The 16,469-nt window shown below is 70.7% G+C and carries 14 protein-coding genes; 9 read left to right on the top strand and 5 right to left on the bottom strand.

Annotated elements, in window-relative coordinates:
* Window positions 1-4 precede the first annotated feature (4 nt).
* A complete protein-coding gene (gene lysS, locus ACIGXO_RS20355) occupies window positions 5-1,771 on the top strand; it encodes a lysine--tRNA ligase (RefSeq protein ID WP_399788525.1) in 1,767 nt (588 codons plus the stop codon).
* A 62-nt stretch (window positions 1,772-1,833) separates the two neighbouring features.
* Here the strand turns inward: lysS and ACIGXO_RS20350 are convergent, their stop codons facing one another.
* The 3 genes from ACIGXO_RS20350 to ACIGXO_RS20340 form a co-directional block, all read right to left on the bottom strand.
* Window positions 1,834-3,030 carry a DUF2637 domain-containing protein gene (locus tag ACIGXO_RS20350; protein ID WP_399788385.1) on the bottom strand — a complete coding sequence of 399 codons (1,197 nt, stop codon included), beginning with the start codon at window positions 3,028-3,030 and terminating at the stop codon, window positions 1,834-1,836.
* Window positions 3,031-3,158: 128 nt separating this feature from the next.
* A complete protein-coding gene (locus tag ACIGXO_RS20345; RefSeq protein ID WP_399788382.1) occupies window positions 3,159-3,869 on the bottom strand; it encodes a DUF3558 family protein in 711 nt (236 codons plus the stop codon).
* Window positions 3,870-4,020: 151 nt separating this feature from the next.
* A complete protein-coding gene (locus tag ACIGXO_RS20340; protein ID WP_399788379.1) occupies window positions 4,021-5,091 on the bottom strand; it encodes a hypothetical protein in 1,071 nt (356 codons plus the stop codon).
* 268 nt (window positions 5,092-5,359) lie between these two features.
* Between ACIGXO_RS20340 and ACIGXO_RS20335 the strand changes: the two genes are divergently transcribed.
* Window positions 5,360-6,553, top strand: coding sequence for an RtcB family protein (locus ACIGXO_RS20335; RefSeq protein WP_399788376.1), 1,194 nt, complete (start codon window positions 5,360-5,362; stop codon window positions 6,551-6,553).
* Window positions 6,554-6,680: 127 nt separating this feature from the next.
* On the opposite strand, the gene ACIGXO_RS20330 is transcribed toward ACIGXO_RS20335, so the two are convergent.
* Window positions 6,681-7,160 carry an ArsI/CadI family heavy metal resistance metalloenzyme gene (locus ACIGXO_RS20330; protein ID WP_399788373.1) on the bottom strand — a complete coding sequence of 160 codons (480 nt, stop codon included), beginning with the start codon at window positions 7,158-7,160 and terminating at the stop codon, window positions 6,681-6,683.
* Between the two features lie 80 nt (window positions 7,161-7,240).
* On the opposite strand from ACIGXO_RS20330, the gene ACIGXO_RS20325 reads away from it, so the two are divergent.
* From ACIGXO_RS20325 to ACIGXO_RS20295, 7 genes are all read left to right on the top strand, one after another.
* The gene (locus ACIGXO_RS20325) at window positions 7,241-7,639 is read left to right on the top strand and encodes an ArsR/SmtB family transcription factor (RefSeq protein WP_399788370.1); all 399 of its coding nucleotides are present in this window, start codon (window positions 7,241-7,243) and stop codon (window positions 7,637-7,639) included.
* Window positions 7,636-8,748: an ACR3 family arsenite efflux transporter gene (gene arsB / locus ACIGXO_RS20320; protein ID WP_399788367.1), complete on the top strand. Its 1,113-nt coding sequence runs from the start codon at window positions 7,636-7,638 to the stop codon at window positions 8,746-8,748. The genes ACIGXO_RS20325 and arsB overlap by 4 nt, the downstream gene beginning before the upstream one ends.
* A gap of 55 nt (window positions 8,749-8,803) precedes the next feature.
* Window positions 8,804-9,160 carry an arsenate reductase ArsC gene (locus tag ACIGXO_RS20315; protein WP_399788522.1) on the top strand — a complete coding sequence of 119 codons (357 nt, stop codon included), beginning with the start codon at window positions 8,804-8,806 and terminating at the stop codon, window positions 9,158-9,160.
* A gap of 96 nt (window positions 9,161-9,256) precedes the next feature.
* Window positions 9,257-9,748, top strand: coding sequence for a DUF2975 domain-containing protein (locus ACIGXO_RS20310; RefSeq protein ID WP_399788364.1), 492 nt, complete (start codon window positions 9,257-9,259; stop codon window positions 9,746-9,748).
* On the top strand, window positions 9,748-9,969 hold the full coding sequence (locus ACIGXO_RS20305; RefSeq protein WP_399788361.1) for a helix-turn-helix domain-containing protein: 222 nt from the start codon (window positions 9,748-9,750) through the stop codon (window positions 9,967-9,969). Before ACIGXO_RS20310 ends, ACIGXO_RS20305 begins: the two co-directional genes overlap by 1 nt.
* Before the next feature lie 384 nt (window positions 9,970-10,353).
* A complete protein-coding gene (locus ACIGXO_RS20300; RefSeq protein ID WP_399788358.1) occupies window positions 10,354-11,640 on the top strand; it encodes a haloacid dehalogenase-like hydrolase in 1,287 nt (428 codons plus the stop codon).
* Between the two features lie 234 nt (window positions 11,641-11,874).
* Window positions 11,875-14,046: an ATP-binding protein gene (locus ACIGXO_RS20295; protein ID WP_399788355.1), complete on the top strand. Its 2,172-nt coding sequence runs from the start codon at window positions 11,875-11,877 to the stop codon at window positions 14,044-14,046.
* Between the two features lie 33 nt (window positions 14,047-14,079).
* On the opposite strand, the gene ACIGXO_RS20290 is transcribed toward ACIGXO_RS20295, so the two are convergent.
* Window positions 14,080-16,248: an ATP-binding protein gene (locus tag ACIGXO_RS20290; protein ID WP_399788352.1), complete on the bottom strand. Its 2,169-nt coding sequence runs from the start codon at window positions 16,246-16,248 to the stop codon at window positions 14,080-14,082.
* Window positions 16,249-16,469: the final 221 nt, after the last annotated feature.

Raw genomic sequence — 16,469 nt, 5'->3', positions numbered from 1 at the left:
GGCGATCAAGCGAAGCGCAGAGGATCAAGAGGAAGGGCCGACCGTGGCTCAGAGCACCGAGACAACCGACTGGGTCTCCCGCTATGCGGACGAGGTCATCGCCGAGTCGGAGCGTCGCGCGCCTGGCAAACCGGTCGTCGTCGCCTCCGGCCTGTCCCCCTCCGGCCCGATCCACCTGGGCAACCTCCGCGAGGTCATGACCCCGCACCTGGTCGCGGACGAGATCCGCCGCCGGGGGCACGAGGTGCGCCACGTCCTGTCCTGGGACGACTACGACCGGTACCGCAAGGTCCCCTTCGGCGTCGAGGGTGTGGACGACTCCTGGGCCGAGCACATCGGCAAGCCGCTGACCAGCGTCCCGGCCCCCAAGGGCTCGGCGTACGCGAACTGGGCCGAGCACTTCAAGGCCGCCATGGTCGACGCGCTCGCGCAGCTCGGCGTCGAGTACGACGGCATCAGCCAGACCGAGCAGTACACCTCCGGCGTGTACCGCGAGCAGATCCTGCACGCGATGAAGCACCGCGGCGACATCGACGCGATCCTCGCCCAGTACCGCACGAAGAAGGCCCCGGCGAAGAAGTCGCAGAAGCCGGTCGACGAGGCCGAGCTGGAGGCCGCCGAGGGCTCCGGCGCGGCCGGTGAGGACGACGGCAGCGGCGGCGGCGCGGGCTACTTCCCGTACAAGCCGTACTGCACGGCCTGCGGCAAGGACCTCACCACCGTCACCGCGTACGACGACGACACGACCGAGCTCACCTACACCTGCGCCTGCGGGCACGGCGAGACGGTCCGGCTGAGCGAGTTCAACGGCGGCAAGCTGGTCTGGAAGGTCGACTGGCCCATGCGCTGGGCCTACGAGGGCGTGATCTTCGAGCCGAGCGGTGTCGACCACTCGTCTCCGGGGTCGTCGTTCCAGGTCGGCGGCCAGATCGTCGGTATCTTCGACGGCAAGCAGCCGATCGGCCCGATGTACGCCTTCGTGGGCATCAGCGGGATGGCCAAGATGTCCTCGTCGAAGGGCGGGGTGCCGACCCCGGCCGACGCGCTGCAGATCATGGAGCCGCAGCTGCTGCGCTGGCTGTACGCGCGCCGCAAGCCGAACCAGTCGTTCAAGATCGCCTTCGACCAGGAGATCCAGCGGCTGTACGACGAGTGGGACCGGCTGGACGCCAAGGTCGCCGACGGCTCCGTGCTGCCGGCCGACGCGGCGGCGTACACCCGTGCCATCGGGACCGCGGCGGGCGAGCTGCCGAAGACGCCGCGCCCGCTCCCGTACCGCACGCTCGCCTCGGTCGCCGACATCACGGCCGGCCACGACGAGCAGACGCTGCGCATCCTCAGCGAGCTGGACCCGGAGAAGCCGGTCACCTCGCTGGACGAGGTCCGGCCCCGGCTGGACCGCGCCGAGCAGTGGATCACCAGCCAGGTCCCGGCCGACCAGCGCACCATCGTCCGCGCGGAGCCGGACACGGAGCTGCTCGGCTCGCTGGACGACCAGGCGAAGGAATCGCTCCGGCTGCTGCTGGACGGCCTGGACGAGCACTGGTCGCTCGACGGCCTGACGCACCTGGTCTACGGCGTGCCGAAGGTCCAGGCGGGCTTCTCCGCGGACGCCACCGCGAAGGAGCTGCCGCCGGAGATCAAGACCGCCCAGCGGTCGTTCTTCGCGCTGCTGTACCGCCTGCTGGTCAGCCGCGAGACCGGCCCGCGCCTGCCCACGCTGCTCCTCGCCGTGGGCGCGGACCGGGTGCGGAAGCTGCTGGGGGCGTAAGGGGTACGTACTCCGTCAGGGGCTCGGGCGCGCGTCGCTCGGGCCCCTGCTCGTGCGCGTGGTCAGGCGATGTGCTCGCTCTCCATCTCCTGGCGGAAGCGGGCGCGGAAGTCACGCAGATACGGCCGGAGATAGTTCTCGCTCAGTGGGCCGGCACCGTCCTTGCCCGTGACGTTGTACGTGTTGAGCAGGTAGCGGGCGAACTGGTGCGGGTCCGGGAAGTCGTTCTTCTCGGCCAGGTACGCGCGGAACGCGACGAAGAACTGTTCGTCGCGGGAGAGGCCGTCGGGCAGCGTCGCCACGGGCGGCTCGGGGACGTACTCCGGCTCGGGTACGGCCGCCGTCCGCTGCTCGGGGAGCGGGACCGGTGCGCCCGCGTTGCCGAGGGGACGGCTGCGGCCGGGGCCGACGGGGATGGTGAGCTGGGGGGCGGTCTCTTCAGGGACGGGGGCGGTCTCTTCCCTGGCCGGGGCGGGCGCCACGACTCGCTCGACCGGCGTCGGGTGCTCCCGGGGCGCCACGTCGAGCTCAGTCCGGTGTACCGAGCCCTGCGGCTCACGTACCGGCTCGGCCCCCGCCGCATCGATCCCCGCCGCCGCGAGCCCCGCGGGTCCCGTTTCCGCGAGCGGCACGCCGTACCGCGCCAGCCGCAGCGGCATCAGCGACTCCACCGGTGCCTTGCGCCGCCACGCGCGCCCGTACCGGGACCGCAGCCGCGCCTGATACACCAGCCGGTCCTGCTCCAGCTTGATCACCTGCTCGTACGAGCGCAGCTCCCACAGCTTCATGCGGCGCCACAGCCGGAACGTCGAGGGGAAGGCGAGGAGCCAGCGGGAGAGCCGGACGCCGTCCATGTGCTTGTCGGCGGTGATGTCCGCGATCCGGCCGATCGCGTGCCGGGCGGCCTCGACCGCCACGACGAAGAGGACCGGGATCACCGCGTGCATCCCGACACCGAGCGGGTCGGGCCAGGCCGCCGCGCCGTTGAAGGCGATCGTCGCGGCCGTCAGCAGCCAGGCGGTCTGGCGCAGCAGCGGGAACGGGATGCGGATCCAGGTGAGGAGGAGATCCAGCGCCAGGAGGACGACGATCCCCGCGTCGATGCCGATCGGGAAGACGTACGAGAAGGAGCCGAAGCCCTTCTTCTCGGCGAGCGCACGGACCGCCGAGTACGACCCGGCGAAGCCGATCGCGGCGATGACCAGCGCGCCCGCGACGACCACGCCGATCAGTATTCGGTGCGTCCGACTCAAACGCATCGCGGCCACCCGCGATCCCTCCCCGCACTCGGCTGACTGGCGCGCCTAGCGTGGCACACCCGTGCAGCCGGGTGCGGAGAGGGCGGCAGGCGTTACGCGAGTGGTACGCCCGCGGTGCGGATATGTGCTTACTTGTTCGCCTTGTTGATCTCGTAGACGGCCTGCTTCGCGGCCTCTTCCGCGTCCGCGAGCATTTCCTTGTCGTCCGGGGCCTTCGCGCCGGCCAGGCCCGCACCGTTGAAGTTGATGGTGACCACGGCGTTGGCGGTACGGGCGACGACCGTCTGGTTCTTGAAGTCGTTGCCGTCCTTCTTCAGGTCGTACGTCACCGTGGTCGCCTCGTCGCCGATGCCCTTCGCGGGCTCGCTCTTGACGTTCTTGGCGTCCTTGGTGCCCTTGGCCGCGTCGACCTGCTTGTTGTAGAAGCCGGTCGCCCGCTTGTCGCCGGAGCCCAGCGCGGGGTCGGAGTCGTAACGCTGCAGGTTGACGGCGAGCCAGCGGAACTGCGTGCCGTTGATGCCGCCCTTGCCCTGCCGCTCCTCGCTGCTCCAGGTGCAGGTGCCGTGCGCGGAGGTGTCGCTGCTCTTCCCCTCCTCACCGCTCTCGTCCTTCACGGCGGGCAGCATCTTCTTGACGCGGTCCTTCGTGATGGCCGTGCAGGGGTCGGGGAGCTTCTTGAACTTGCCCGGCGCCACCTTCGGCGAGGAGCTCGGGGCCGCGGACTTCGAGGCGGAGCCGCCCGAGTCCTTGCCCGAGTCGTCGGAGCAGCCGGCGACGAGCATCACCGGTACGGCTGCGCAGGCGAGGTAGCTGGCGAGTCGCTTGGCTGAACGGTGCATGGTTCCTTCGCTGTTCGTCGTCGTGCGAGCGGCCGTTCCGCGCGCAGGGCCCGGGTGGCCCCTGCGACGCACGGTACGTGGCGGACGGGCGCCGGTTGCCGAATTGTGGTGTTACTCGCCGACGGTAACCGGTCAATCCGACCGTAACCGGTCATTCGGTCCAGTGCGCGGCCAGCTCCGCGGCCAGCGCGCGGGCCTTTTCCTGCAGCTCGCGACGGTCGGGAAGGACGGACTTGTCGGTGGACCACTGGTCGTACTCGATGGTGACAATCACATTCGACGAGCGGAACACGACCGTGACGTCACGGTGCAGGCCGGAGTCGGCGGTGACCAGCGCGTCGTCCAGGAAGGCGGCGTCGCCGAGGCCGGTGAGCGGACGCGGGGCGAGGCTCGCGGCGTCGTCGGGGGAGCCGGAACCGGGGGAGCCGGAGGGGTCGGGCGAGCCGGAGGAGCCCGCGGAACCGGGGGTGTCGCCTTCGGCCGTACGGGTGTCCGAGGGGCGGTTGCCGCTGCCGGCGCTCTTCCCGGAGTCGCCGTCCCGGGCGTCGCCGGGGGCGTCGCCAGCGGTGTTCCCGGCGGTGTTTCCCGTGCTGCTGTCGGCGGTTCGGGAGCCGTCGCGCTGCGCGCTGCCGGCCGTACCGGCCGAGGGGTCGGCGGTGGGTCCCTTCCCGCCGGCGGGGCGGCTGCCGCTGTCGTCACCGGTGCCCTTGCTGCTCTTGGGGTCCTTGCTGCTGCCCTTGCCGTCCTTGCTCGCGGACGGGGTGGGGGTGTGGGCCGGGGTGCTCGACGCGTCGGTCGGGATGTGGGCCGCGAGCTCCTTCTTCGCGTACAGCTCCTGGGCCTTGTCGTCGTCGCTGAGGGAGCCGTCGTACGAGACCACGCGCTGCAGGTCGATGTTCAGGTGGCGGGTGCCCTCGGAGGTCTCCCGCTTCCAGTGGCAGCCGACCCGGCGGTCGGTGTCGAAGGTGACATCGGCCCGGCCGCGGTAGATCTTGTCGGCCTCCGCGCGGGTCTCCGGGGTGCCGTCGGTGGGCAGCAGGCTGCGCAGCGTGCTGCGGGCGGGCAGCCCGCACGGCTCGGGGAGCGAGTCGAACTCGCCCGGCTCGGCGACCGGCGCCGACGACGTGCTGTCGCCGCCCTTGGCGTCCTCGGCCCCCGTATCGGTGTCCGAGCTGCCGGAGCAGCTGGTGAGCATGGTGGCCAGCGCCACGGCAGCCGCCACGGCGGCCCCTCGTACGGACGACCTTCGCTGCACCGTCCCCGGCTCCTTCCGTACGAAATCCGGTTGCCGCTGAGCAGCGGCTGATGGACACAATGTCTACCGCACGCATCGCCGCACCCGCCGGTCCGTTGTCGCTGATCGGGTGCATTATCCAGCTTTTGCGTTTTTGCCGTTACATACCTTTTGCTGTCATCTGATGGCTTTTGCTGTGCACTGTTATCCATCCGCTGTGCACTGTTGTCCATCTCACCGGGGGAACGAGGAAGTCATGTCGTACGTGGAAGTGCCCGGCGCGCAGGTGCCGATCCGGATGTGGGCGGACCCGGCCACGGTCGAGGGCGTCGCGCTGCAGCAGCTGCGCAATGTCGCCACGCTGCCGTGGATCAAGGGCCTCGCCGTGATGCCGGACGTGCATTACGGCAAGGGCGCCACGGTCGGGTCGGTCATCGCCATGCACGGCGCGGTCTGCCCGGCGGCGGTCGGCGTCGACATCGGCTGCGGCATGTCCGCGGTCAAGACCTCCCTGACGGCGAACGACCTCCCCGCCGACCTCTCCCGCCTCCGCTCCAAGATCGAGCAGGCCATCCCGGTCGGCCGCGGAATGCACGAGGACCCGGTGGACCCGGGCCGGCTGCACGGCTACGCCACGGCCGGCTGGGACGACTTCTGGTCCCGCTTCGACGGCATCGCGGATGCGGTCAAGTTCCGCCAGGACCGGGCCACGAAGCAGATGGGGACGCTCGGTTCGGGCAACCACTTCATCGAGTTCTGCCTCGACTCGGACGACTCCGTCTGGCTGATGCTGCACTCCGGCTCCCGGAACATCGGCAAGGAGCTCGCCGACTTCCACATCGGCGAGGCCCAGAAGCTGCCGCACAACCAGGGCCTGGTCGACCGCGACCTCGCCGTCTTCATCGCGGACACCCCGCAGATGGCGGCGTACCGCAACGACCTCTTCTGGGCGCAGGAGTACGCCAAGCACAACCGCGCGATCATGATGGCCCTCTTCCAGGACGTCGTCCGCAAGGAATTCAAGAAGGCCCGCCCGACCTTTGAACCGGTCATCTCGTGCCATCACAACTACGTGGCCGAGGAGCGGTACGACGGCATGGACCTGCTCGTGACCCGTAAGGGCGCGATCCGGGCCGGGAGTGGGGACTACGGGATCATCCCGGGGTCGATGGGTACGGGGTCGTACATCGTGAAGGGGCTCGGGAACGAGAAGTCCTTCAACTCGGCCTCGCACGGCGCGGGCCGGAAGATGAGCCGCAACGCCGCGAAGAAGCGCTTCTCGACGAAGGACCTGGAGGAGCAGACGCGGGGTGTGGAGTGCCGTAAGGACTCCGGCGTGGTCGACGAGATCCCGGGCGCCTACAAGCCCATCGAAAAGGTCATCGACCAGCAGCGCGACCTGGTCGAGGTGGTCGCCGAGCTCAAGCAGGTGGTGTGCGTGAAGGGCTGAGTACAGCCCTGTACGTGCTGCCTGCTGGCCCCGGACGGCTTGTACGTGTCCGGGGCCAGCTGTATGTCGCTTGTTGCTTGTCGCTTGTTGCTTGTCGTGCAGGGGTGTTGGGTGAGCCCTCGCGTGGTCAGCTTCCGCAGCCGCAAGCCGGAGCTTCCTGGTCCGTCTCAAGGGAAGCGGGGCTGCTTGTGCAGCAGCCGTCCGCGGTGGAGTCGAGGGCCGCGCTCTTGCCCATCCGGTCGGCGTCGGCCTTGACGACGTAGACCTCCCAGGGCTCTTTGCCGGGGCCGTGGACCCAGACCTTGTCCTGGAGGGCGTAGCAGCAGGAGGTGTCGTTCTCCTCGAAGGTGGCCAGCCCCGCGTCCTTCAGGCGGTCGGTGGCCGCGGTGACCTGGCCGGTGGTCTCCACCTCGACGCCGAGGTGGTCCAGGCGGGTGTCCTGGCCCGCCTCTCCCTCGATCAGGACGAGCTTCAGCGGTGGCTCGGTGATCGCGAAGTTGGCGTATCCGGGGCGGCGCTTGGTCGGCTCGACGCCGAACAGCTTGGCGTAGAACTCCACCGAACCTTCGAGGTCGGCGACGTTGAGGGCGAGCTGAACACGGGACATGGCGGTCTCCCTGATCGGGCTGTATTGAAGTTCGTCAATGCCAGCTTGCGCCGTGAATCGAAGTTCGTCAACATAGAGGAATGTCGAAACAAGAGCTTGAGGTGCTCGGGCGGACCGAAGAGTGCTGTCCGGGCCTGCTGACCGCCCCGCTGGACGCGGACCAGGCCGTGGAGCTGGCGAAGGTGTTCAAGGCCCTGGGTGACCCGATCCGGTTGCGGCTGCTGTCGATGATCGCGTCCCGTGCCGGGGGAGAGGTGTGCGTCTGCGATCTGACGCCGGCTTTCGACCTGTCCCAGCCGACGATCTCCCACCATCTCAAGCTGCTGCGCGAGGCCGGTCTGATCGACTGCGAGCGTCGCGGGACGTGGGTGTACTACTGGCTGCTGCCGGAGATGACCGACCGGCTCGCCGGTCTCCTCACCCGCCCTGCCGGTCAGCCGCTGCCCGAGCGGCCCGCCGAAGCCGGGGCCGCCTCATGACTGCCGAAACCGCGCCCACCGCACCCGTGGCGGCCCGGCTGTCGTTCCTGGACCGCTACCTCGCGGTGTGGATCCTGGCCGCCATGGCCGCGGGCCTCGGGCTGGGCCGCCTCGTGCCCGGTCTCGGGGACGCACTGGCGAAGGTGACCGTCACCGGTGTCTCGCTGCCGATCGCGCTCGGCCTGCTGGTGATGATGTACCCGGTCCTCGCCAAGGTCCGCTACGACCGGCTGGACACCGTCACCCGCGACCGCCGCCTGCTGATCCCGTCCCTCCTCCTGAACTGGATCGTCGGCCCGGCGGTCATGTTCGCGCTCGCCTGGCTCTTCCTTCCGGACCTGCCGGAGTACCGGACCGGGCTGATCATCGTGGGCCTGGCCCGCTGCATCGCCATGGTCATCATCTGGAACGACCTGGCCTGCGGTGACCGCGAAGCCGCCGCCGTCCTCGTCGCGCTGAACTCCGTGTTCCAGGTGATCGCGTTCTCCGCGCTCGGCTGGTTCTACCTCTCCGTACTGCCCGGCTGGCTCGGCCTCGAGCAGACGGGCCTCGACGTGAGCGTGTGGGAGATCGCCCGCAGCGTGCTGATCTTCCTCGGCATCCCGCTGGTCGCGGGGTACCTGACCCGTCGCCTGGGCGAGAAGGCCAAGGGACGCTCCTGGTACGAGTCGCGGCTGATCCCTCGGATTGGCCCCTTCGCCCTGTACGGGCTGCTGTTCACCATCGTCGTCCTGTTCGCGCTCCAGGGCGACGCGATCACCTCGAAGCCGGTCGACGTGGTGCGGATCGCGCTGCCGCTGCTGGTGTACTTCGCCGTCATCTGGGCCGGCGGCATGGCCCTGGGCAAGGCCGTCGGGCTGGACTATCCGCGCACGACGACCCTCGCGTTCACCGCTGCGGGCAACAACTTCGAGCTGGCCATCGCCGTGGCCATCGCCACCTTCGGAGCCACTTCCGGGCAGGCCCTGGCCGGTGTCGTCGGCCCGCTCATCGAGGTGCCCGTACTGATCGGCCTCGTGTACGTGGCCATGGCGACCCGCCGCTTCTTCCCCCGCCCCGCCGGATCGGTCGAGGCGTCCACCGCTGAGGAGAATTCCGCCCGTGTCTGATCACCGGAAACCGTCGGTGCTGTTCGTCTGCGTGCACAACGCGGGCCGCTCCCAGATGGCCGCCGCGTTCCTCACGCATCTCGCGGGCGACCGCATCGAAGTCCGCTCCGCCGGCTCCGCCCCGGCTGACCGCGTCAACCCTGCCGTGGTGGAAGCGATGGCCGAGGCCGGCGTCGACATCACGGCGGAATCCCCGAAGATCCTCACCACGGACGCCGTGCGGGCATCCGACGTGGTCATCACCATGGGCTGCGGCGACGCCTGCCCGGTCTTCCCCGGCAAGACCTACCTGGACTGGCAGCTGGCGGACCCCGCCGGTCAGGGACTCGCTGCGGTACGGCCGATCCGCGATGAGATCCGGTCCCGCGTCGAGGGCCTGATCGGCGAACTGGTGGCGACAGAACGGAACTGACGCTCGGGCCCGGAACCGCTTGCCCTCGGTCTCGCACCTTGCTCGACCTATCGAAATTCGATAGATTCCCATCGAGGATCGATGGAAGGATGGGGCATGGGAAAGCTGGTAGTGCATGCGCTGCGCGCCGTGCTCGTGGTGGTGCTCGCCGGCACCGTGTTCGTACAGGCATTGATGGCGTGGGCGTTGGTCAGCGGGAACGACCCGGAGGACGGGTCGCTGCCGCTGACCCCGCTGCGCGTGATCACGCTCCTGGGCATGGTGGCGGTCCAGGTGGCCCTGGTCTGCGTATGGCGGCTGGTGACGATGGTGCGACGCGGGACCGTGTTCTCCCATGCCGCCTTCCGGTACGTGGATGTCCTGATCGGCGCGATCGTGGCAGGTGCCCTGGTGTGGTTCGCGGTCACCGCCGTCAACGCGCCCGGCCAGCGGGCCGACCCGGGCGTCACCGTCATCATGGGCGGGATCGGCGTCGGCATCCTGGGAGTCGCGCTCATCGTGCTCGTACTGCGGATGCTGCTCGCCCAGGCCGTCGCGCGCGACGTCGAAGCGGCGGAGATGCAGGCCGAGTTGGACGAGGTGATCTGATGCCGATCGCCGTCGACATCGACGTGATGCTGGCCAGGCGGAAGATGTCCGTGGGCGAGCTCGCGGACCGCGTGGGGATCACGCCCGCCAATCTGGCGGTACTCAAGAACGGCCGTGCCAAGGCGGTGCGCTTCGCGACGCTCGCCGCGCTCTGCGAGGCGCTCGAGTGCCAGCCGGGCGACCTGCTGCGCTGGGAGGCCGAGGACGCCGCGGGCGGCTGAGGACCGTCGAGTACCGCAAGGTGATCGAGCGGCAGAGCGACCTCGGTTGCAGGTTTAGCGGGCGTCGTTCACCGGTGGGAGTGATACCGGACTGGTCACCTGAACGATTGCGGTCGCTGCGCGGTGAGCAGGCTGACCAGGGCAATGGTGTCCCCGGTGTGCAGGAGAATGCCAAGCCGCGGCCTGTTCATGGCGCAGTGTGACGAGGGTGCGTTGCTCAGCTTTTCCGACGTCGCTTGAGTTGACCTGTGCCGAGTGGGCCGCCCCTGGTGAAAGCGATGCACGCGCCTCGGGTGAGCCGGGGCGCCTTCGTGGCCACCGGTGCGGCACATCCCACTGAACCATCGGCGAAAGGCATGTCCCTTGCGCGGGAAGAAAATCAGCTTGGCTCTGGCCGTTGTGTCGGTCATCGCCGTGAGCGGACCGGCGTCCGCTCTGGCCTCCGGACCGGAGGAACGGGCGACTGCCCGGACAGTCGACGCCTCCGGACAGAGCGGGGACTGCCCGCAGCTCTCCAAGAAGCTCGCTTGGTACGGCGACAACCGCGCCAAGCTCCAGAAGATGATCGACGAGCGGGGTACCTGCTCGGGCCACCACAGGCAGCGTCCCGTCGCCGCGTTCGACTGGGACAACACCGTCGTCAAGAACGACATCACGGATGCCACGCTCGCCTGGGCGCTCAAGCACGACAAGATCCTGCAGCCCAAGAGCTGGCGCGAGACCAGCAAGTGGATGACGGCCGACGCCCACCGGGCCCTCACCGAGGCATGCGGCACGTCCGTGCGCCCCGGCAAGCCGCTGCCGACCTCCACGGACACCGGCTGTACGGACGAGATACTCGATGTCTACCTCGAGGCGAAGACCTCGGACGGGAAGACCGCCTTCGAGGGGGAGTGGAACCACCGGCGCACCGTTCCCGAGTACGTCTGGGTCACCCAGCTGTACGCCGGAATCCGCCCGGCCACCCTCACCGAGTACGCCAAGCGGGCCCGGGCCGAGAACCTCGCCGCGCCCATCGGCCACGAACAGACCGTCGGCACGCACAAGATGGCCGGCTACGTCCGCTACTACGAGCAGCAGAAGGACCTGATCCGCACGCTGCGGAAGGCGGGCTTCCAGGTGTACGTCGTCTCCGCGTCCGCGGAACCGATCGTGCGGGCCTGGGTGGACGAGCTGGACTTTGACCGCGAGCACACCATCGGCATCCGCAACATCGTCAAGCACGGCAGGCTGACCACCGGCGTGCAGGGCTGCGGCGACGTCAAGGACGGCCGGGGCGAGGTGCTGACCTACATCGACGGCAAGCGCTGCTGGATCAACCAGGAGATCTTCAAGGTCAAGGGCGCCGACGCCTGGAAGAAGCAGGACCGGGCGCACCGCATCGCGTTCGGCGCGGGCGACGCCGAGACCGACGTCACCTTCGTCAACGACGCCACCGCCGGGCATCTCGCCGTCAACCGCAACAAGGCCGAGCTGATGTGCCGCGCGTACGACAACGCCGACCGGCGCTGGGTCATCAACCCGATGTTCATCGAGCCGCTGCCGCGCAAGTCCGGTACGTACCCCTGCGCGAGCACGGCGTACACCGCGGAGGACGGCACGGGCGAGCCGGTCCGCCGCCCGGACGGGACCGTCGTGCCCGACCAGGAGGACCGGGTGTACGGCGGCTGAGCACGCCGATGCGGCGGGTGGGGGCACGCCCTGCCCGCCGTTGCCACACGGCGCGATCGCTCCCGCGCCGTCAGCCGCGTGCAGGGCTGGGCACAGGACGTGCCGTTCCCGGCACGTCTCGGTCCCATGGCGTCAGGTCCGGTCGCTTTCCCCCTCGCCGTCACGCCGCGTGGCGGGAGCCGTCAGGCTGTCCTGCATTTCCTGGTGGCGGGTCCGCAGAGGCCGGAGGGTGATGTGTCCACGCCGAGGCAGCGCACGGGGAACCTGCCTGCGGAGACGACGGAGCTGATCGGGCGGCGGACAGAGCTGGTGGAGATCCGCCGGCTGCTCACCGAGGCGCGGCTGCTGACCCTGACCGGGGTCGGTGGGGTGGGCAAGACGCGGCTGGCGCTGCGGGCCGCGTACGAGGCGCAGCCGTCCTTCCGGGACGGGGCCTGGTGGGTGGAGCTCTCCCCACTGCGGCGCGGCGGCTCCCTGCTGGCGCACACCATCGCCGAGGCGCTGCCGCTCGCGGACCAGACGACGCGTCCGATGATCGATGTGCTGGCCGAGTATCTGGCGGAGCGCGAGACGCTGCTGGTGCTGGACACCTGCGAGCACCTGGTGGACGAGTGCGCGCTGGTGGCGGAGGCGTTGCTGGCGGCGGCGCCGGGGCTGCGGATCGTGGTGACCAGTCGCCGTCCCCTGGGCATCGCCGAGGAACGGCTGCTGACCGTCGCGCCGCTCCCCGTGCCCGAAACCAGCGAGCACGAGGCCGTGGAGGAGGCGGACGCGGTCGCCCTCCTGGCCGCCCGTGCGGCCGAAGTGGTCCCCCGCTTCACCGTCACCGACAGCAACCGGCCGGAGCTGGTACGTCTGTGCCGGCGCCTGGACGGTCTGCCGCTGGCCATCGAGCTGGCCGCCGCCCGGCTGCGCGAGATGTCCATGACCGAGCTGGCCGAGCGTCTGGAGGACCGTTACGCGGTCCTCGGCACCACCGACGAGCTGGTGAGCGACGCCGAACCTCCGTGGCATCAGGCGCTGCGTACCGCGATCGGCTGGAGTCACGAGCTGTGTTCCCCGGCCGAGCGGCTCCTCTGGGCCCGGCTGTCGGTCTTCGCGGGCGGCTTCGACGCCGGGGCGGCCATGCGGGTGTGCGCCGACGCGCACCTGCCCGGCAGCGAGATCCCTGACCTCCTGAATGCGCTGGCCGACAAGTCCCTGTTGATCTGGCAGCCGACCGGGGGTGGCGAGCGCTACCGGATGCTCGACACCATCCGCGAGTACGGCGCCGGCTGGCTGCGCGGCCTCGGCGAGGAGGACGCACTGCACCGTCGGCACGTCGTCCACTACGCGTCGCGGCTGCGCGTCTTCGCCGACCGCTTCCTCACTTCCGAGCAGGTACCGCTGTACCGGGGACTGGTCCCCGAACGGGAGAACTTGCGCGCCGCCCTCGGTTACACCCTCGACAGCGGCGGTGCCGACGCCGTGGCGCTGACGGCGGTGATGTGGCCGTACTGGACCTGCGCCGGGCAGCCCCGCGAGGCGGGCCACTGGATGGATCTGGCGCTCGAGCGCGCACCCGAGCCGTCCGCCGACCGGTTCACGACCCTGGCGTGGAGCTGCACCTATGCGACGTACCGGGGCGAACACGCGACGGCGCGGTGGTTCGCGGACGAGGCGCAGGAGGTCGCCGACCGGCTCGGCGATCGCCGACTGGCCGGCTATGCCGCCATGAGCCGCGGGATGGCGCTGGCCTACGCCGGCGAGCCCGACGCGGGCCTGGACCTGCTGCACCGGGCGACCGAGGTCTTCCACGACCTCGGCGACGCCTCCGGCATGTGCCTGGTGGCGATCCGTCGCTGCGTCGCCCATGCCAGTGCGGGCGACGCCGATGCCGTCCTCGCCGCTGTCGCCGAGGCGCTCGACCTGCTCGGCAGTGAGGAAAGCTACTTCACGGCGTTCGTCCTCATCTGCCGCGGCATCGCCCAGGTGATCTCCGAGGACACGACCGCCGCCGGCCAGGCCGGGCGCCGCGCCGTTGAGCTGCAGTCCGCGCGCGACGACCTGCTCGGCGTAGCGTCCTCCCTCAGCCTGCTGGCCTGGGTGGCTGCACAGGAGGGCCGGCACCGCCGCGCGGCCTGTCTGTTCGGCGCGGCGGACGAGGTGTTGGCGCTGGCGGGCGCGGCGCCGTTCGTCGGCAACCCGAAGCTGGGGGCACTGCACGCCCGGTTCGAGGCCGTCGCCCGGCAGGCGCTCGGCGACCAGCGGTACGAGGCCCTGCACCACCAGGGGGCGCGGCTGCCGCGCTCGACCGCCGTGGACTTCGCCGTACGCGACCTCGACGCGCTGCCCACCGCCCGCGGCGAGGCCACCGGGGCCGACCCGCTCACGCACGGCGAGCAGGGTGCGCAGCGCCCCCTCTAGGAGCTGCTGCCGCCGGGCTCCGTTGGGCTGTCGTCAGTCGATTTCGGCGGGTGGTGGGGTGGGGGCGGGGGTGTTGAGGGCGTAGGCGATGGCGGTGGTGGGGGCGGTGTCGTAGCCGGTGTGGAAGGCGGTTTCGTAGGCGGTGTCGCCGAGGAGCCGGCGGGCCCGGGCCTCGCAGGCGTCGCGGGCGGCGATGAGTTCGGGCATGCCCATCTGGGGGGTGCCCAGGGTCTGCCAGGTCTGCTCGGCGATGCCGAGGAGCCGGGCGGCCTGCTCGGCGTGGCCGGAGGCGACGGTGGCGGACGCGAGCAGGTCGAGGGCCATGGCGATGCCGAGGCTGTCGTTGAGGCGGTGCTTGCCGTCCAGGGCGGTACGGGCATGGGTCATGGCCTCCCCGGGCCGTCCCAGTCCCAGCGTGGCGAGGGCGCGCATGTAGTCGCCCCAGGCCCGGGCCCAGGTCTCGCCGCGCCGGCCGGACTCGGCGCACAGGTCGTCCGCGACGGCCACGGTGTCGGCGAACTGCCTGAGATGGGCATGGACGAAGGCCCGGGCCGCGCGTGCCAGGAACCACGCCGCGTCGTAGCGCCCGCTGCGCGGCCGGGTGTGCGGTGAGGCGTCGAGTACCTCGGCGGCCCGTGCCTGGTGACCGCTGACGGTGAGGCTGCCGCCTTCCAGGTAGGCAGCGGCGACCAGCGCGGTCCCGTCGGTGGTGCCGGCCGTGGCGGTGCGGAAGGCGGTGGCCAGGCGGAGGCTGGTCTCCGTGTCCCCCTGGGCGATGGCGGCGATGCCGCAGGCCCACAGGGCTCTCGCGCGTACGGGTGTGGGGGTGGTGTCGAGTGCCAGGGCCCGGCCCAGGTAGTGCCGGCCGTCCCGGGCGAAGCCGCAGGCGAACCAGAAGAACCACAGGTCGCCGCCCAGTTCCAGCGCGCTCCGGCCGTCCCCCTCGGCGAGGCAGTCGTCGAGGGCGGCGCGGAGGTTGGCGTGCTCGGCGACCATCCGGTCGTGCCAGGCGATCTGGTCCGGTCCCATCCAGGCGGCATCCGCCCGGTGAGCCAGGGCCCGGTAGTACTCCCGGTGGCGGCGGCGCAGCGTACGTTCCTCGCCGAGGCCGCGCAGCCAGCCCGCACCGTATTCGCGGATGGTGTCCAGCATCCCGTAGCGCTGCCCGGCCGGCGTCGGCGCCCTCCCGTCCCCGGCCGGCTGCCGGATCAGGATGGACTTGTCGACCAGCGCGGTGAGCAGGTCCGGGATCTGTGCGTCCGGGAGGTGCGCGTCGGCGCAGACCCGGCGAGCGGCCTCGGCATCGAAGCTGCCGGCGAAGACCGAGAGCCGGGCCCACAGCAGGCGGGCGGCCGGGCGGCACAGCTGGTGGCTCCAGCCGATCGCGGTGCGCAGGGCCTGGTGCCAGGGAGGTTCGGCGCCGTCCACCACCTCGTTCGTCTCGCCGAGGACCGCGAACCGGTCCTCCAGCCGCTTCACCAGGTCGGCCACCGGCCACTCGCTCAGCCGGGCCGCGGCCAGCTCGATGGCCAGCGGCAGTCCTTCCAGCCGCCGGCACAGGGCCACCACCTCGGGCCGGTTGGCATCGGTGACCGCGAATCCGGGCACCGCCTCGGCGGCCCGCGCGGCCAGCAGCGCCACCGCCTCCGCCCCGTCGACCGCTTCCACCGCGTCCGCCCCGGTGGGCCCCGGACCGTTTGCCGCCGGCACCGGCAGCGGCTCGACGGTGAACACTTCCTCGCCGGCCGCGCCCAGAAGGCGTCGGCTGGTGACCAGGACCCGCAGCTTCGGTGCGGCCCGCAGCAGCGCCTCGACGACCATGGCGCAGTCGTCGGTCAGGTGCTCGCAGGTGTCCAGGATCAGCAGCAGCTCGCGGTCGGCGAGGTACTCGGCCAGTACGTCGGTCATCGGCCGGGTCGTCTGGTCGGCCAGCGGCAGCTCCTCGGCGATGATGTGCGCCAGCAGCGGGCCCTGGCGCACAGCCGAGAGCTCCACCCACCAGGCGCCGTCCGGGAATTGCGGCTGTACCTCGTACGCGGCCCGCAGCGCCAGCCGCGTCTTGCCCACGCCGCCGACGCCGGTCAGCGTCACCAGCCGGGCCTCCCCGACCAGCCGGCGGACCCGCGCCAGCTCGGCCCGCCGCCCGACCAGCTCCGTCGCCTCCGCGGGCAGCTTTCCCGCCCGTCGCCCGCGCCTGGTCACGATCGCACCTCTCCCCGTATCCGGGATGGGAGCAGTCTGCCGAGGCCCGCCATGCCGAGTGACGATTACGGGGAAAGCGACCGTTTGTGATCATTGCGGGCCGCCATCGTGCGGGAGCAGCCCATCGATGAACAGCAGTGCACACCGTAGGCTCGATCGGCCGGGCTAATTAAAGGAATTGCACGTTCGAGTGACTGTTTTCCAGTCAGGGGAATTGCGGG

The sequence above is a fragment of the Streptomyces sp. NPDC053542 genome, from assembly GCF_044544685.1.
GTDB lineage: Bacteria > Actinomycetota > Actinomycetes > Streptomycetales > Streptomycetaceae > Streptomyces.
The sequence above is the reverse complement of the archived record's forward strand: the minus strand, read 5'-3'. Positions and strand labels throughout refer to the sequence as shown.